The following is a 16440-nucleotide window of genomic DNA, read 5'->3' as shown; positions in this document are numbered from 1 at the left end:
TTTAAAAATACATTGTTATTCAGTACACTTCGCATGGTGGATTGACTTAAATATATTTACACATGTTATGATTTCTATTGTTCTAATGTTATGATTTGTGTTGTAATTTTAATTTACCAATGGTAAATTATCTGCTAAATTAAGCTAAGATAGTCTAATTTAGAACTTTCAAGGCAATTCAAGCAAACTTAGAAATTTTTAACAAACAACTGTTGCTTAAATAAAGTTAAAGTTTTGTTACTAGAAACTCAGAGATTTTTAAATTCTGAATTTTTAGAAGTTACCGAGGTAGGTATGTTGAATACTGAGCAGTAACTTGATTAAATGAAAAAAGAATTATACTGGCATTCTGAATAGAATGTAGTGAGTCATGTTCGTTTTTAACCATTTTATGGTTTGAGACTAATGCTAAAAAACAGCTAGCTGAGAATTAATCATGCCTGTAATCTAAAATATCAGCCTGGAGATAGACAATATGAGTAGTTTACTAAGATAAAACTTTTGCAAAGTCTAATGGTTAGAAAGTTGCTAAAGACAAACATAGTGGAGTTAATAAAATTTAGATAAACTTCCTACAAGTCCACTGTTATTCTGAAGCAAATAGAAGATAGCGAGTTTAGCGATATAAGGTTTGATACTAATGCTAAAAAACAGCGAACTAACGACTAATCAGGGTTATAATCTCAAATTGAAGCTAGGAGAACAACGATACGCTCAGTTTTATAGGCTAGAATTTTTGCAGAATCGTACAGTTGGAAAGCCACTAAAATTAAACATAGTGGAATAAACCTCAATTAAGAGAAATTTTCCTCTCTCTAAAGTTAATAATCCCGAAATAAAAAATGCAAGTATTATGGCAAAATCTTGCTAGTGGGACTAGTTGACTAGTTTAGAGGCTATCTTAAATTAGAGACTAGCCCACCTACAGAATTTATTCCCATGAATGGTGTTTTTTAATAACATTGCCAGTTATAAATATAAGTAAGCTTTTTATTGAAAGCTCATTTAATGATGTCTTTATTCTCAAACGATAAAGAGCATTATTTCCTGCTGGCATACATTAGGGTAAATCGCAATTATTACCGAAATCTCACAACTTTTAAATTGGAATCAGGTCAACACACATGAATAAAGTTCAAGCATCATTTGAAGCTACAGAAGCTGCGTTTCACGTGCAAGGTTACGAAAAAATCGATTTTAGTCTTGTCTATGTGAACGGTGCATTTGATATTCAAAACAGAGAAATCGCAGAGAGCTATGCAAAATTTGGTCGCTGTCTGACTGTAATTGATGCCAATGTCCATGAACTTTATGGCGATCAGATCAAGTCATATTTTAGACACTATGACATTGATCTGACGGTATTTCCAATCATTATTACAGAGCCAGCTAAAACCCTGGCAACTTTTGAGAAAATTATTGACGCTTTTTCGGACTTTGGCTTAGTTCGTAAGGAACCAGTCTTAGTCGTCGGCGGTGGTCTAATTACTGATGTGGCTGGGTTTGCTTGCGCTTCTTACCGTCGCAAGAGTAACTACATTCGCATTCCTACCACGTTGATTGGTTTAATTGATGCAGGTGTAGCAATTAAGGTTGCAGTTAATCATCGTAAGGAAAAAAATCGCTTGGGAGCATATCATGCACCTTTGAAAGTGATCCTAGATTTCTCATTTTTGAAAACCTTGCCAACGGATCAAGTTCGTAATGGGATGGCAGAGTTGGTGAAAATTGCAGTAGTTTCTAACTCTGAAGTCTTTGAACTGCTATATGAATATGGTGAAGAACTGCTTTCCACTCACTTTGGACATGTGAATGCTACACCGGAAATTAAAGAGATTGCCCATAAACTCAACTACGAGGCAATCAAAACCATGTTGGAGTTAGAAACTCCTAACTTGCATGAAATAGACCTTGATCGCGTCATTGCTTACGGTCACACTTGGAGTCCTACCCTAGAATTAGCACCTCACATACCCCTATATCATGGTCACGCGGTCAATATAGATATGGCATTGTCTGCAACCATTGCAGCACAACGGGGCTATATTTCAACAGGGGAGCGCGATCGCATCCTAGATTTGATGAGTCGTATAGGTTTATCACTCGATCATCCTCTACTAGATGGGGATTTATTGTGGTATGCTACCAAGTCTATTAGCTTGACGCGAGACGGCAAACAACGTGCAGCCATGCCTCGGCCTATTGGTGAGTGCTTCTTTGTCAACGATCTGACTCGTGAAGAACTTGATGCTGCCTTAGCTGAACACAAACGTCTTTGTGCTAAATACCCTCGTGGTGGCGAAGGGATTGATGCCTACATTGAAACTCAAGAAGCTCAACTCTTGGGGGTGTGAAGATATGACGAGTGTTTTAGGACGAGAGACTGCTAGACCAATAACGCCACACAGCATCTTAGTAGCCCAACTACAGAAAACCCTCAAATTAGCAGAAGAGAACAACATTCCTGTAGAGATATTAGATTCTCTGCGCCAGGGAGTTCAATTAGCGTCGGGTTTAGATCCCTACTTGGATGATTACACCACCCCCGAATCGAGCGCATTAACAGCATTGGCGCAAAAAACTAGCGTTGAAGACTGGAGCAAGCGTTTCAGCGATGGTGAAACAGTGCGTCAATTAGAGCAGGAGATGCTCTCAGGACATCTTGAAGGACAGACATTGAAAATGTTTGTTCACATAACCAAGGCAAAGCGCATTCTAGAAGTAGGAATGTTTACAGGGTATTCAGCCTTAGCAATGGCAGAAGCATTACCAAGTGATGGGCAACTTATAGGTTGCGAAGTAGATCCTTATGTTGCTCAATTTGCTGTTCGTTGCTTTAGTGAGTCTGCCCACGGCGACAAAATCGTTGTGGAAGTAGCACCTGCCCTAGAGACACTCTACAAGCTGGCTGCCAGAAATGAAGTATTTGATCTGATCTTCATCGATGCGGATAAAAAAGAGTATGTAGAGTACTTCCAGACCATTTTGGATAGTAACTTACTGACTCCTGACGGGTTAATCTGTGTGGATAACACTTTGTTGCAGGGACAAGTTTACCTACCACCCGAACAACGCACCGCCAACGGTGAAGCGATCGCTCAGTTCAACCGTGTTGTCGCTGCCGATCCTCGTGTCGAGCAAGTTCTGTTACCCATCCGAGATGGTATAACTCTAATTAGACGCGTGGTGTAATGAAGTTTTTAGAGACGTTGCATTGCAACGTCTCTAAAATAAACACAAAGGAAAGACTTATGGCACAATCAATTTCTTTATCTTTGTCTCAATCCCCAACGTCATCAACGGGTGTTAGGGTAAAGGTAATAGCTTTATTCAAGACTCTCGGTACTCTGACATTATTGCTAATAGCCTTGCCGTTCAATGCTTTGATAGTATTGATATCTTTGTTGTGGGGCATTGTGCGTTGGGCTACGCCCCGCCGTAGGCGTTCGCCGTTTACAAAAAATGTCGTAGCTGCTCATCCTCAGACGATCTTGGTGAGTGGAGCCAAGATGACTAAAGCATTGCAACTTGCTCGCTCCTTCCATGCCGCAGGACACAGAGTTATTTTGATTGAAGGTCATAAATACTGGTTGTCTGGGCATAGATTTTCAAAAGCTGTGAGTCGTTTTTATACAGTTCCGGCTCCGCAATCAGACCCAGAAGGCTATATCCAGGCGCTAGTAGAAATCGTTAAAAAGGAAAAGGTTGACGTTTTTGTACCTGTATCCAGTCCTGTATCTAGCTACTATGAATCTTTAGCAAAGGCTGCATTATCAGAATACTGCGAAGTTTTCCATTTTGATCCAGATATAACCAAGATGTTGGATGATAAATTTGCCCTTACCGATCGGGCGCGATCGCTTGGTTTATCTGTTCCCAAATCTTTTAAAATTACAGATCCTCAACAAGTTATCAATTTCGATTTTAGTCAAGAAACCCGCAAATATATTCTTAAAAGTATTGATTACGACTCCGTTCGCCGCTTAAATTTAACCAAACTTCCCTGCGACACCCCAGAAGAGACAGCAGCCTTTGTCAACAGTTTACCCATTAGTCCAGAAAAACCTTGGATTATGCAAGAGTTTATTCCTGGTAAGGAATTATGCACACATAGTACAGTGCGAGATGGGGAATTAAGATTACATTGCTGTTCAGACTCTTCTGCTTTTCAAATCAACTATGAAAACGTCGAAAATCCCCAAATTCGTGAATGGGTGCAACACTTCGTCAAGAGTTTGGCACTAACTGGGCAAGTTTCTTTCGACTTTATCCAAGCTGAGGACGGTACAGTTTACGCCATTGAATGCAATCCCCGTACCCATTCGGCAATCACAATGTTCTACAATCATCCTGGTGTTGCAGACGCTTATCTTGGTAAAACTCCCCTAGCTGCACCTCTGGAACCCCTAGCAAGTAGCAAGCCCACTTACTTCATATATCACGAAATTTGGCGACTAACTGGTATCCGTTCCTGGAAACAATTGCAAACTTCGGTTGATACCCTACTGCGAGGCACTGATGCCATTTACAGTCTTGATGACCCTATACCATTTTTAACTTTGCATCACTGGCAAATTCCCTTGCTTTTGCTGAAAAATCTGCAACAACTCAAAGGATGGGTAAAAATAGACTTCAACATTGGCAAACTGGTGGAATTAGGTGGCGATTAAAATAATTCGTAATACTCGCCAAAAGCCAGAAGCAAGCTACGTAATTCATAATTCGTAATTAAAGAAGAATTCAGTAGATCATAGTCCCCTCTCGAAAAGCTCTTAGAGGTTGGGGGTGGGGTTCTTGTTGGTCACTCAATCAATAACCGTTATATAAATTTTAATAGTACATAGGAAGATGATTCATGCCAGTACTTCGTATCCTTCATTTAGTTGGGTCTGCATACAATGATTTTTACTGTGATTTGTCACGCCTTTACGCCCAAGACTGTTTGGCAGCAACAGTAGAGCGATCGCACTATGACTTTCAGATTGCATACATCACACCCGATCGTCAGTGGCGATTTCCTCCCTCCCTCAGCCCTGAAGATATTGCTGACACCAAACCTATGGCTCTGTCTGATGCCATACAGTTTTTAACAGCGCAAAACATTGACATCATGTTACCACAAATGTTTTGTATCCCTGGAATGACTGAATACCGGGCCCTATTCGACCTGCTGAAGATTCCTTACGTAGGCAATACTCCAGATATCATGGCAATAACGGCGCACAAAGCCAGAACCAAAGCAATTGTCGAAGCAGCAGGGGTAAAAGTGCCTCGTGGAGAAGTGCTTTGCCAAGGAGATACGCCGACAATTACACCTCCAGCGATCGTCAAACCCGTAAGTTCCGATAACTCATTAGGGATGGCCTTAGTCAAAGATGCTACTGACTATGACGCTGCTCTGAAGCAAGCATTTGAATATTCAGATGAGGTGATTGTAGAAGAATTCATCGAACTCGGTCGAGAAGTCAGATGCGGCATCATTGTCAAAGACGGTGAGCTAGTGGGTTTACCCCTTGAAGAGTATCTGTTAGACCCCCACTCCAAACCCATCCGCAGGCATGCTGATAAACTCCAACAAACAGACGATGGCAATTTGGGTTTCGCTGCTAAAGATAATAAGAAGTCTTGGATTGTAGACCCGAACGACCCGATGACGCTAAAGGTTCAGCAAGTGGCTAAGAAGTGTCATCAAGCTTTGGGTTGTCGTCACTACAGTTTATTTGATTTCCGGATCGACCCAGAGGGAGAACCTTGGTTTTTAGAAGCCGGTTTATATTGTTCTTTTGCCCCTAAAAGTGTGATTTCTTCTATGGCTAAAGCAGTGGGAATCCCTCTAAATGAGTTATTAATCATGGCTATTAATGAAACGTTAGGCAGTAATAAAAAAGCGTTGCAAAATTGATAGTGAATTTCTTGGTATAGGTTTTTCTGCTTGTAGTGTGTAGGTGAGCGATCGCTAATTAAGAGTCGGTTGAGGCAGCGATCGCTTGTTTACGAGAAGCTTCTCTACGAGGGCTTACTCATTTCCTCAAACAGGGATAAGTAACGATGTGCTTGCAGCTCGATCGCAAATTCTTGTTCGGCTTTCTCACGAGCGCTCGCGCAAAGTTTTTGATGCCGCTCTTTGTTCTCTATTACCCAAATAATACCATTTGCTAAGTCATCACAACTAAAACATTGCGCTCGATATCCATTTTTTTGATGTTCAACTATATCTTTGAGTCCCGTTGAATCAAAAGAAACCACAGGTGTGCCGCAGGACAGGGATTCACAAGCAGTCAGTCCAAAAACTTCTTCAATTGATGGCACAATCATCACATCCGCAGATGAGTAGAGAAGCGCTAGTTTATTCTCATCATCAACTTTGCCTAAGTAGTGTACCTTAAAACCTAAATCAACTGAATCTTCAGGTTGAGATGAACCAAAAACAATCAGTTCAATTTTATCTTTCCAATCAGACTGGCTCAATTTTTGCAACGCTGATTGTAATAGATGAAATCCTTTTCTGGGATTGCTAGTTCCGTTGATTGCTCCGAATAAAATTAGTTGCTTATTTTGTGGTAGGTTCAGTAAGTTTCTGGCTATTTGACGCTCAGTTGGTTTATAGATGCTGAGATTTAACCCGTGAGGAATAACTCTGATGTCGCTATTTGAAAATAGTGAACTGGATTTAGCACATTCAGCAAGCCAATTACTAGGAGTGACAATAGTAAGCTTAAGATTTTGCCATGCTTTAGTTTTACGATGCCAAACCCAGCGAGAAAAATCCCAGCTATGGTTGCTACCGAGTTGAGGGCAATTTCCACAAGATTTTGTATAGCGATCGCACCCAAGAGAATAGCAGCATCCACCTGTGAATGCCCACGTATCATGAAATGTCCAAACAATAGGCTTATTGAATTTTGCCAGTGCTTCAATTGGTATAAATCCGTCACATATCCAATGCAGGTTAATGATGTCTGGGTCAAGTTTAGCAATTTGCGACGTAACTGTATTAGGAAGCCATTGGAGCCGGAAAAATACAGGATTCCGTGGCATATTTCTATAAAGTTCTAGTGGTAAAGCATCCAACATCGGACGAGCTTTCCACATTGCTTTGGCTACCTTATTAGGATAACTGACTACAGTAGAATCAGCTATTCTTTTATCTTGAATTAGCATCTGAGAATCAATTTCTAATCTCAGTAGTTCTTGATGTAGTCGATAAGCTGCACGAGCAGCTCCTGCTCCTCCCTTGGGATCGTAAGTGTTAACTAATAGAGGCTTAATCATTGTTGGTTTAACTGTTTATTCATTAACATAAAGTTTTTTATTGCCAGATTGTAGCGTAATAGTGTAGTGTATTAAAGTAATTTTATCATCACATTCCATAGTTATCTCAAAAGTAATCTCGTGGAATGCAACTTAATATCAATACCTCTACAACTTGAACAAATGCACGAGAACACCAGCCCAACAATAGGCTTTCTTTTATTAACACACGCAAAACCTCTACAAATTTACAGGTTAATCAATCAATTAAATAAGATGTTCAATCATCCTGTAATTGTGTGTCATCATGATTTTTCAAAATGTGATTTATCTATAGATACTTTATCAAAAAATGTTTTACTAGTACGCCCGTACGTCCAAACAAAGTGGGCAGATTTTTCTGTTGAAGAGGCTACAATACAGGCACTTAAACTAATGTACGAGATACCGAATCCACCAGATTGGTTTGTATACCTTAGTGCATCAGACTATCCTATTAAAACCGCAAAGCAAATATTGGATGAGCTAGCCTCAAGTCCATACGATGCTTATGTTGAGCATGAGCAGATCACATATGAAATTTATAAACATAATGTAATACAAGGCATGTTGTGGCTAAAAAATTCTTATGAACGATACTGTACGAAGTCGTTTTCTTTTCATTACTTAAAAAAATACTTTGGTCAACTGAATATAGAAATACGCATAGAACATCCTTTATTAACGAAAGCTTTTCTTCCTTTTTCAAAGGAACTTGCTTGTTTCAGTGGAAGTCAATGGTTTTGTGCCAATCGCAAAGCTGCTGAGTATATTATCGATTTCCACGGACAGAAAAATGCCGTAAGCTTACATTACAGTAAGCTCAAGTATCCAGAGGAGGCGTATATTCAAACTATACTTGGTAATGCACCTCACCTGAAACTAAAAAATGACTGTCGGCGATATGTTGATTGGTCAACTGGAGGCCCTCATCCAAAAATATTGCTAATGGAAGATTTGCCTAATTTGGTTGCATCATCTGCTCATTTTGCTCGGAAATTTGACATCGATACAGATAGCAATATTCTTGATGAACTTGACAAAATTACATCCTAGTACTCACTTAACATTTTGCTAAACTTAGCTAAATAAATTTCAACTATGGTTGCTACATAGTTGAGGACAATCACTATAAAATTTTGTATAGCGATCGCATCCTTAACAATAGCAGCAACCACCTTTAAATTACAGACTAGCGATGCAGTTCAATCCTCGGAAAGATATCGCAGTCTAATGGCTCCCCAGATTTTTTGGCTTTGAGTGACTCAAATTCTGGGATATCAATTTCTTCAAGAGGTCTGAAAGGCCAAGCATTGGGGCGGCGATCGTAAGTAACATCATCGCCAGTCCAATTAATCACCACTGCGCGTCGTCGTGTAGAGGATGTGTTTCTTACTGAATGATGAATTGTCAAAAAATGATGAACCAAGCAATCTCCAGGCTCCATATCCCAAGATAAAATTTCGTGAGGCTCTGGCTCTACAAACCACGAAGGGTCAGATCCTTCACGTAGCTCCTTGCCCCATAGATGAGAGGCTTTGATGTACTCTAATTTACCATTCTCTTGGTTGACACTATCTAAAGCCAGCCAAATTTTACAACACTGCTCGCCTTGTATAGGCCAGTAAGATTTGTCGTTATGCCAGCCGACACGGCTGTTTGGTTTCGGCTTTTTAACAAAGAAACCGTCACCCAAAAAGTTAAGTTTTTTCGATTTCAAGACTTGAGCCGCAAGCGTTGCTAGGGGAGATTCAAAAGCTAAAGCACGGAAATCATTATCAGTGAGCCATAAGCTACTGCTATGCTCTACATGAGCTTCTGCTTTTTCGGTGTCTTTCACCTCCAGAGGGCCAGGGATTAATACATTCTTTTCAACGGCTGTTCGCATCCGTTCTACCCAGATGTCATCCACAGCATTTTTGACGAAAATAACGCCGTTTCGCTCAAAAGCTTCAACTTGTTCGGGACTGATTTTTGATGTGTCTACCTTTAGCATCGTAACTTTTTTCAGATTTTAAAATTTAACTATTTTTGGTCAGACCAAAGAGTTGGGATTGATAATTAGCGATTTTTGGAGCAATAAGAGGCAGGGTTGACTTCATCAGCTTGAACCAATTTAAATTTAGCTCCAATAATATAGATGCGAGTTTGATGAAGCTTTCTTGTAGTCATTCAATGTTTTTTTCATGAACGCATCTGTTATCTGACAACTTATTTCTGCAACCTGCTTTACTGATATAAACTTTGTAATTCTCTCACAAAAGTTTTTCAGGATATCAGTATAAAGTAGATATTAAGTTAGTAATTCTTCCCAGAGGTGGAGAAATCCACAATCAAAGTCCAACACTGTTTGTTAGCCAACCCATTTCACCTAACTACCCAGATCCTTTTTAATAATGAGTGGCACAAGTGACGCTAATCGTAATATACCAGACACAATGAACACTTCCTCTATGCCAAAAGACCCAGCAAATTGAGCGATGAAGCCACCTATAGTTGCTCCTAAAGCACCACTTGCCCCAGCAACAGCTGCTGCTGTTGCAAAATAGAGAGACTGATTTTTCAGTGGTGCAATCTCTATCTGGAGATTGTTGCTGCACAAGTCAATTGCTCCCCAATTACCCCCAATGAAAATGTGTAACAGCGGTAACCACAGCCAAAGATCCAGAGGACTAGAACCCATCCTCAGCCACAGCCAGGGTATGACTGCAATTAGAATTCCAGTAGAAATTAGAATTGGACGATTACCTATTTTATCTGCAAATCTACCCCACACAATGAGCATCACCATATGTGCCCCTGCTCGTAGACTGTTGTAGAAAGTTACCCAACTTACATCCAGGTTCAGCGTATCTAGCAAGTAGAAGTTAAAAAACGGCGCACTCAAGCTAATAGCAAACGTCCATAAGCCGAAATAAAGCAGAAACACCAAAAAATTAGAGTTTTTCCAAATGCTGCTATCTATCTGGTTTTGGGGAGTTGGTATTTGCGGCAGAGAGATTGCTTCAGATATCTCACCAGGTTCATTTGGTGCCGAGTCTGACTGAATTTCACTGGTTTTAGATGAGTTAGCATAATAAGTATTTTGTAATTGGGGATTTATATCTACCTGGAAATATTGACACCCCAAGCTCACAATTCCAAAGATAATGCTTAAGAGCAAAATCACTCCATAACCTTGGATAGTCCCCCCGTACCAATGTGATACAGCTAGACCCGCTATTGGCAAGCTGATTAACTCGGTTAAGTTGGCAATACTATTACGTAGCCCGAAATATCTACCTCGCAATCGCCGTGGGACTAACATTGCTATCCAACTCAACCACGATGCAGTTCCTAGTCCTCCCAAAAGATGGCTGCATACGAGAATCAGGAGCGACAATACCACTAATTGGTTGGAATTAAGCCATCCCCAACTAAAGCTAACAATGCCAATTACTAAAATCAGCCACAGTAGCCGAGCAATCCCATAAATGCCAAGGGAATACTGAAAGCGGCTAGTGCTGCGTTCAGACAAGTAAGCACCTATTGGCTGAAAAAGATTCGCCAACATCGGGATAGAAGCCAGCATACCAAACACTATCGGGCTGGCATCCAACTCCACCAAGAAATTACTTAGCAAAACTCCGCCAGTGCCAATAGAGAAAATTGCCGCGAAAACACCATCGACAGTGGAAGCCCTCAAACTGCTGCGAATAGCATCTTTAGAGATGCGAGGGCTGGGTGTTGAGGTCGGAGAAAGTGTTGTTGATGGTGAGGCAATCTGAGCAATTTCTATAGAAAGAGGCGCACCTGTTTCAATTTGAGAAGAATCCATAAATGTAGTATTTAAGAAAATAATTAGGATTTACGCATCATACATATGTACTATACTAAATTTGGGCTTTTAAGCTATGTCTAACACCCAAAATATTCAGAAGGCAGAAAACTTTTATGAACCTACGCTTAAAAGCGTGGGATTGAACCAAGGACGACGGCAGATGCTTCTTCCTACAGCCCTTCGGGCATCCTACGGCAGGCGCTAGCCTCTCACGAATGGGATTCAAAGAGACGCGTAGCTTGCTTCTTTGTAGGAGTACAAGTCGGGAAACCCGCAAGGGCGCACTGCCTCTGTTGTGTCTCGTGGAACTTGACGCTGCGCTATCGACACAATTTTTTTATACTAGTGCGGCTCTAGACCCACAACTAAAGTTTTTATTAATACTTCTTACATAGCTGCCTTCTGCCCTCAGCGCTGGAGTCTTTCTTTGTAATATACGACTAAATCAGGGTTGCAGTCAGCACCTAAAAGGTACATTTCGCATAATACATATTATGGTTAATTTGTATAGTATGTAAGTCTTAATAATAGCAAAGCATCCTAAATTAAAGCCTCATTGGACTCACCACAGAAGTTATATCATGTTCCGATAATTAGTTATTTTTGATTTTTGAATTGTTAAAACTTATTTTTCCTGAAACGTCCAGACTCCTTCATCCCAATCTGATTCTGTTGGGGGTGACTGTAACCAATGCTGACAACGCAACAAATGCAACATAGCAGCTTTGTCATGGTTGTCTGCGGCTAAAACGTTGGCAAACTCGGCTCTAGCAAGGGAAAATTGCCGCTTGAGGTAATACTCGCGCCCTTTGTGATAATGCTCAATCACTTGCAATTTTTGGCTTTCAATCGGATTGGAACGCAAACCCAGCAATTCGTATATGGCTACTGGTTCGTTTCTGCCTTTGACACGAATGTAATCTAGTTCCCTAGCCCAAATCTGATCTTGGCATGGCTTAAAAGTGTTATCGCTAATAATAATGTCGCAACCATACTGTTTACTGACACTTTCTAATCGAGAGCCAAGATTAACGCCATCGCCAATGGCGGTAAATTCCATCCGCTTACTAGAGCCGATATTCCCACTAATTACGGTATCTGAGTTGATACCAATGCCGATTTTAATTTTAGGCTTATCATCTGCATAGCGACGTTGATTAAATTCGTGCAGACGATCGCGCATTTCTAAAGATGTTTGCACTGCCATCCAAGCGTGTTCTTCTAACGGTAGGGGAGAACCAAACACAGCCATGATGGCATCGCCGATATATTTATCAAGAGTGCCTTTATGTTTAAAGACTGCCTCCACCATTGATTCAAAATATTCATTGAGCATACTCACCACTTCTTCTGCTTGTAAATTTTCCGTTAAAGTGGTATATCCGCGAATATCCGAAAATAAAATCGAAACTTCTTTACGATCGCCTCCTAGTTTAGCATCATCCAATTTCAGCAATTCTTCGGCTAATTCCTGGGTCATGTAGCGGTACATCGTACTCTTGAGCCGCTTTTCATCACTGATGTCTTCCATGACTACCAGCGCCCCCCGGACTTGCTCTTGGTCGCTAGCATCAGCAATTGTGTTAATCGATAAATTAATACTATGCTGTTCTGTACCAGTAGTTAGGAGTGTGCGATCGGGGTAATATTGCTGGCGGCCTTTTAAGTCGGCTGCATGTAAAGCATCTTGATACCACTTGCTAAAGTCACCTTCTTTGATGCCGATCGCATCAGTAACTAATTTACCTTCTAAACGGTCTTCTGGCTCCAGTCCTAGCAAACGCTTGGCACTTTCATTGGCGGCGATAATTAATCCGGCTTTATCAGTGGAAACTACTCCATTGGAAAGACTACGCAGAATATCCCGTTGCATTTGTTCTTGTTGCTTGACTGTGGCAAACAACTGAGCATTTTGCAGCGCTACTCCCGCTTGAATATTAAAAGCTTCCATGAATTCTTCATCGTTGCGGTCAAAGCTAGCTTGGAAGCAGTCGGGAGCTTTGGGCCAATCAGCTGGATTATAAGGTGGAAAATCACCTGTTTTCTTTTTATTTACTAATTGGGTAACGCCAATCAGCTGTTGATCGGCATTAAATACTGGCATACATAGTAAGCTACAGGTGCGATAACCATTTTGCTGGTCAAGTTGTTTGGCAGTATCAGAGTCAGGATGATGGTACAAATCAAAGGCAATATTCAATTTCTTGCCAGAAACCGCTACTATACCAGCAAAGCCTTTACCTACGGGGACTCGCAACTCCTTAGTGGAACCATCATCCTGGGTGATTTTCGTCCACAATTCATGGCGATCGCGGTCTATTAACCATAGTGTACTGCGATCAGCATTCATCAGTTCCTTGGCTTCATCCATCACCCGCTTCAGGGTATCTTCTAAGTCGAGACTGCTTTGAGATAGAGACTTGATCGCCTTCATCAGCGCCGCCACTGCTCTTTGTTTTTGAGTGGCTACATAAAAAGAGCGTGAGGATTCTAAAATCAGGCGAATCGAAGGGGCAAATTCTTGAAATAATTGTTCGTCAGCACAGATAAAACCTTTGGTATCAATGCGCTCTGCAAGTGGAACATCGGGATTATTCCCAGATTTTAATTTATTCAGTAATTGCACTACCGCAACTAAGTGTCCATGTTCATTCAATAATGGCAAAGCCAGCATGGTGTAGGTGCGGTAGCCAGTTCTTTTTTCTTGTTCTTGGGCAAAATGCGATCGCGGATCGTTATAAAAATCAAAGGGAATATTAATAACTCGCTTGAAGGTGGCGACTTCCCCAGCAATGCCTTTATTGGCGGGGATACGAATTTCTAAAGAGCGATCGCCTTCTCCCTCAGCCAGAATCGACCAGAGTTCTTGTTTTTCTTCATCCAATAAAAATATCGTCGTCCGGTCTGCCCCCAGTAATTCCCCGGTTTTCAAGGTAATCGAATGCAACATTTCTTGCAGAAGAGTTTCAAATCCCTGAGAATCCAGCATTGACAGGGTTTGATGCACAATCTGTAATTTTTGCTCGACATCCTGAACGACCTGTTTAAAAGTATCCTGAGTCAAGGGAGCAAGAAACGTAGAAAAAGTTCCTTGTCTTGTGGCAAGAGCACCCACAGGAGCAGAATTTGCTTGTAATTCGAGGTTTTCTTGGTTATGAACACCAATAATCAAATCGGTAGTCTCCCCACAACTTCCTTGATACACTGACATAATAAATTTTGTATATAGCAGGATGAGATTTTAGATGTAACAATGCAATTAAATTTATGTAAGTGGTGCTAAAAGCAACAATTGCTTAATGTTATCCATAGTTTAATCGCTTGTTTGGCTAGCGTCATCCTGAGAAGTAAGGTGGAAGTCAATTACTTATGACCACAGTACAGATGCAGTAATACTCCGAACCCCTGCTACTGGTTACAAAGTCTTTTGGGGATCGTCAATTTGGTATTGAAGAAGTCAGAATCACTCTTCGTGAGGGATTCAGATCCGCGACTCGTACAGAATTCATGCTGAATTCTGACGACTGACGCCTTTATTCTGTTTCAATAAGTCTAATAACGCGATCGCCTTCACCAATTCCTCTGGATCTACAGGCTTAGAAATATGCTGTTCAAATCCGACAGCGATCGCTTGCTGATGATCTATCTCTCCAGCATAAGCAGTTAAGGCGATCGCTGGAATTGTCCCCCCTTGCTCTGGTTGCAAACTCCTCACCTGTCGCATCAGCATGTAACCATCCATTTCTGGCATCCTGATATCGCTAATGAGCAAATTTGGCTGGGATTGACTCAGCGCAGTTAAAGCTTCAATGGCTGAGGCGACAGCAGTCACAGTTGCACCATATTGCTCCAGCATGAAAGGCAAAAACTCTCGCATATCTGCGTCATCATCCACCACGAGAATCTCTAAGCCAGACAAGGGTTAGGACTGATCTTCCACAAGTGAGGAGTTATCTTTTGTATCCTGTAAGCATGGAATTTTGACGGTGAAAGTTGCTCCTTGTTGTTCGCCCAGGCTTTGGGCTTGAACAGTTCCCCTGTGAAGTTCTACATGCCGGACGATCGCTAATCCTAAACCTAAACTGCATCAGTTTTGCTCAACCCAGAATCGGGTTGAGCGGTGTTCTCAGCTCATGGGACAGCACAGCTAGAAATTCATCTTTGATGCGGTTTGCTAATTCAGCAGCGCTTCATGCCGTTCGTTCAGCTTCGTAGAGATGGGCGTGAGCGATGACTGATGTTTGAGTTGTTTAATATTATTGGGTGTACACTGTTCTGGACGTAGCCCTTTGATAATTACCGGACAGTGATATTTAATCTGAATTCCACGGTATATGACTGCTTTTAACGAAGTGACAATCTAAAATCCGGGTAATACAATCATTATGTTAAATACTCCAGCCGTGCTTCTTCAGGGATAATCCGAGATTAATTGTATTTTATATACATTTCCTTGGGCAGATGAAATTTAAATGATATCAGGTTCAGATAATCATTTCTGCTGACTCTACATCCAAAAATAAGCTAAAATTCAAGCAGAGTAAGCATTTCCCGCTCAGAAACTCCCCATGCTTGATAACCTGCAAACCCAAATTTACCAACTAGAACAATTTGCTAACAGCCTCGTTTCTAACCAACTCACACACCTTAGCCTGGTGAGTATTGGTATCATCTTTGCAGCTGGCTTGCTTACCAGTCTCACACCCTGTATGCTTTCTATGCTGCCAATTACCATTGGTTACATCGGTGGTTATGAAGCTAAAAGCCGCTTGCAAGCAGCTGCCCAATCAACTTGGTTTGCTTTCGGATTAGCAACAACATTGGCAGGACTAGGAATTATAGCAGGTTTTGTTGGAAAAGTCTACGGTCAAGTGGGAATTGGTTTGCCGATTATCGTCAGCATTATCGCCATTCTCATGGGGCTGAACTTATTAGAAGCACTACCTCTGCAATTTCCATCCTTGGGCGAAACGAATTGGATTTCGCCAGATTTACCAGCCGGATTGCGTTCTTATTTGTTGGGGCTGACTTTCGGCTTAGTCGCATCCCCTTGTAGCACACCTGTTTTAGCTAGTTTGTTGGGTTGGATTGCCAATACACAAGACTTAATTTTAGGGGCTGTTTTGCTACTTTCTTACACAGCCGGTTATGTAGCACCATTGATTTTGGCCGGTACTTTTACAGCTTCAATTAAAAAGTTACTAGAATTGCGTCGCTGGTCTGGTTGGATTAACCCAGTTAGTGGGGCGCTGTTAGTAGGATTCGGTGTATTTTCCTTAATTTCTCGAATTCCCCTTGGCAGTTTTTAATATCAATACCTTTGTTAGATT

The 16440-nt window shown here is 41.1% G+C and carries 12 protein-coding genes and 1 pseudogene; 7 read left to right on the top strand and 6 right to left on the bottom strand.

Going from position 1 to position 16440, the window contains the following annotated elements; genetic code table 11:
- Positions 1 to 1124: 1124 nt before the first annotated feature.
- From ACFFAP_RS13510 to ACFFAP_RS13495, 4 genes are all read left to right on the top strand, one after another.
- On the top strand, positions 1125 to 2354 hold the full coding sequence (locus tag ACFFAP_RS13510) for a sedoheptulose 7-phosphate cyclase (RefSeq protein ID WP_375511703.1): 1230 nt from the start codon (positions 1125 to 1127) through the stop codon (positions 2352 to 2354).
- A gap of 4 nt (positions 2355 to 2358) precedes the next feature.
- Entirely contained in the window at positions 2359 to 3192 is an 834-nt protein-coding gene (locus ACFFAP_RS13505) for an O-methyltransferase (protein WP_375511702.1), read from the top strand.
- Positions 3193 to 3251: 59 nt separating this feature from the next.
- Positions 3252 to 4670, top strand: coding sequence for an ATP-grasp domain-containing protein (locus tag ACFFAP_RS13500; protein ID WP_375511701.1), 1419 nt, complete (start codon positions 3252 to 3254; stop codon positions 4668 to 4670).
- Positions 4671 to 4855: 185 nt separating this feature from the next.
- Entirely contained in the window at positions 4856 to 5902 is a 1047-nt protein-coding gene (locus ACFFAP_RS13495) for a D-alanine--D-alanine ligase (RefSeq protein ID WP_375511700.1), read from the top strand.
- Between the two features lie 104 nt (positions 5903 to 6006).
- Here the strand turns inward: ACFFAP_RS13495 and ACFFAP_RS13490 are convergent, their stop codons facing one another.
- Positions 6007 to 7272, bottom strand: a complete 1266-nt coding sequence (locus tag ACFFAP_RS13490) for a glycosyltransferase family 4 protein (protein WP_375511699.1) — start codon at positions 7270 to 7272, stop codon at positions 6007 to 6009.
- Between the two features lie 162 nt (positions 7273 to 7434).
- Between ACFFAP_RS13490 and ACFFAP_RS13485 the strand changes: the two genes are divergently transcribed.
- The gene (locus ACFFAP_RS13485; RefSeq protein ID WP_375511698.1) at positions 7435 to 8346 is read left to right on the top strand and encodes a beta-1,6-N-acetylglucosaminyltransferase; all 912 of its coding nucleotides are present in this window, start codon (positions 7435 to 7437) and stop codon (positions 8344 to 8346) included.
- Positions 8347 to 8482: 136 nt separating this feature from the next.
- On the opposite strand, the gene ACFFAP_RS13480 is transcribed toward ACFFAP_RS13485, so the two are convergent.
- Positions 8483 to 9286 (bottom strand): phytanoyl-CoA dioxygenase family protein, encoded by an 804-nt coding sequence (locus tag ACFFAP_RS13480; protein WP_375511697.1) that lies wholly within the window; start codon positions 9284 to 9286, stop codon positions 8483 to 8485.
- Between the two features lie 375 nt (positions 9287 to 9661).
- Positions 9662 to 11107 carry an MFS transporter gene (locus ACFFAP_RS13475; RefSeq protein WP_375511696.1) on the bottom strand — a complete coding sequence of 482 codons (1446 nt, stop codon included), beginning with the start codon at positions 11105 to 11107 and terminating at the stop codon, positions 9662 to 9664.
- A gap of 76 nt (positions 11108 to 11183) precedes the next feature.
- Between ACFFAP_RS13475 and ACFFAP_RS13470 the strand changes: the two genes are divergently transcribed.
- Positions 11184 to 11315 (top strand): hypothetical protein, encoded by a 132-nt coding sequence (locus ACFFAP_RS13470; protein WP_375511695.1) that lies wholly within the window; start codon positions 11184 to 11186, stop codon positions 11313 to 11315.
- Positions 11316 to 11735: 420 nt separating this feature from the next.
- Here ACFFAP_RS13470 and ACFFAP_RS13465 read toward each other — a convergent pair whose 3' ends face one another.
- From ACFFAP_RS13465 to ACFFAP_RS13455, 3 genes and pseudogenes are all read right to left on the bottom strand, one after another.
- Positions 11736 to 14321, bottom strand: coding sequence for a GAF domain-containing protein (locus ACFFAP_RS13465; protein WP_375511694.1), 2586 nt, complete (start codon positions 14319 to 14321; stop codon positions 11736 to 11738).
- A 294-nt stretch (positions 14322 to 14615) separates the two neighbouring features.
- Positions 14616 to 15191, bottom strand: a pseudogene (locus ACFFAP_RS13460) (response regulator); the annotation flags it as partial.
- 16 nt (positions 15192 to 15207) lie between these two features.
- The gene (locus ACFFAP_RS13455) at positions 15208 to 15255 is read right to left on the bottom strand and encodes a hypothetical protein (protein ID WP_375511704.1); all 48 of its coding nucleotides are present in this window, start codon (positions 15253 to 15255) and stop codon (positions 15208 to 15210) included.
- Between the two features lie 423 nt (positions 15256 to 15678).
- Here ACFFAP_RS13455 and ACFFAP_RS13450 point away from each other — a divergent pair, with 423 nt between their 5' ends.
- Positions 15679 to 16419, top strand: a complete 741-nt coding sequence (locus ACFFAP_RS13450) for a cytochrome c biogenesis protein CcdA (protein ID WP_375511693.1) — start codon at positions 15679 to 15681, stop codon at positions 16417 to 16419.
- The last annotated feature ends 21 nt before the right edge of the window (positions 16420 to 16440 follow it).

The sequence above is a fragment of the uncultured Nostoc sp. genome, from assembly GCF_964245575.1.
GTDB lineage: Bacteria > Cyanobacteriota > Cyanobacteriia > Cyanobacteriales > Nostocaceae > Nostoc.
This window is presented reverse-complemented; position numbering and strand designations above follow the sequence as displayed.

Excerpts from the sequence above, each read along its gene's own strand:
- ACFFAP_RS13510 (WP_375511703.1), top strand. The coding sequence starts at position 1,125 with ATGAATAAAGTTCAAGCATCATTTGAAGCTACAGAAGCTGCGTTTCAC.
- ACFFAP_RS13505 (WP_375511702.1), top strand. The coding sequence starts at position 2,359 with ATGACGAGTGTTTTAGGACGAGAGACTGCTAGACCAATAACGCCACAC.
- ACFFAP_RS13500 (WP_375511701.1), top strand. The coding sequence starts at position 3,252 with ATGGCACAATCAATTTCTTTATCTTTGTCTCAATCCCCAACGTCATCA.
- ACFFAP_RS13495 (WP_375511700.1), top strand. The coding sequence starts at position 4,856 with ATGCCAGTACTTCGTATCCTTCATTTAGTTGGGTCTGCATACAATGAT.
- ACFFAP_RS13490 (WP_375511699.1), bottom strand. The coding sequence starts at position 7,272 with ATGATTAAGCCTCTATTAGTTAACACTTACGATCCCAAGGGAGGAGCA.
- ACFFAP_RS13485 (WP_375511698.1), top strand. The coding sequence starts at position 7,435 with ATGCACGAGAACACCAGCCCAACAATAGGCTTTCTTTTATTAACACAC.
- ACFFAP_RS13480 (WP_375511697.1), bottom strand. The coding sequence starts at position 9,286 with ATGCTAAAGGTAGACACATCAAAAATCAGTCCCGAACAAGTTGAAGCT.
- ACFFAP_RS13475 (WP_375511696.1), bottom strand. The coding sequence starts at position 11,107 with ATGGATTCTTCTCAAATTGAAACAGGTGCGCCTCTTTCTATAGAAATT.
- ACFFAP_RS13470 (WP_375511695.1), top strand. The coding sequence starts at position 11,184 with ATGTCTAACACCCAAAATATTCAGAAGGCAGAAAACTTTTATGAACCT.
- ACFFAP_RS13465 (WP_375511694.1), bottom strand. The coding sequence starts at position 14,321 with ATGTCAGTGTATCAAGGAAGTTGTGGGGAGACTACCGATTTGATTATT.
- ACFFAP_RS13450 (WP_375511693.1), top strand. The coding sequence starts at position 15,679 with ATGCTTGATAACCTGCAAACCCAAATTTACCAACTAGAACAATTTGCT.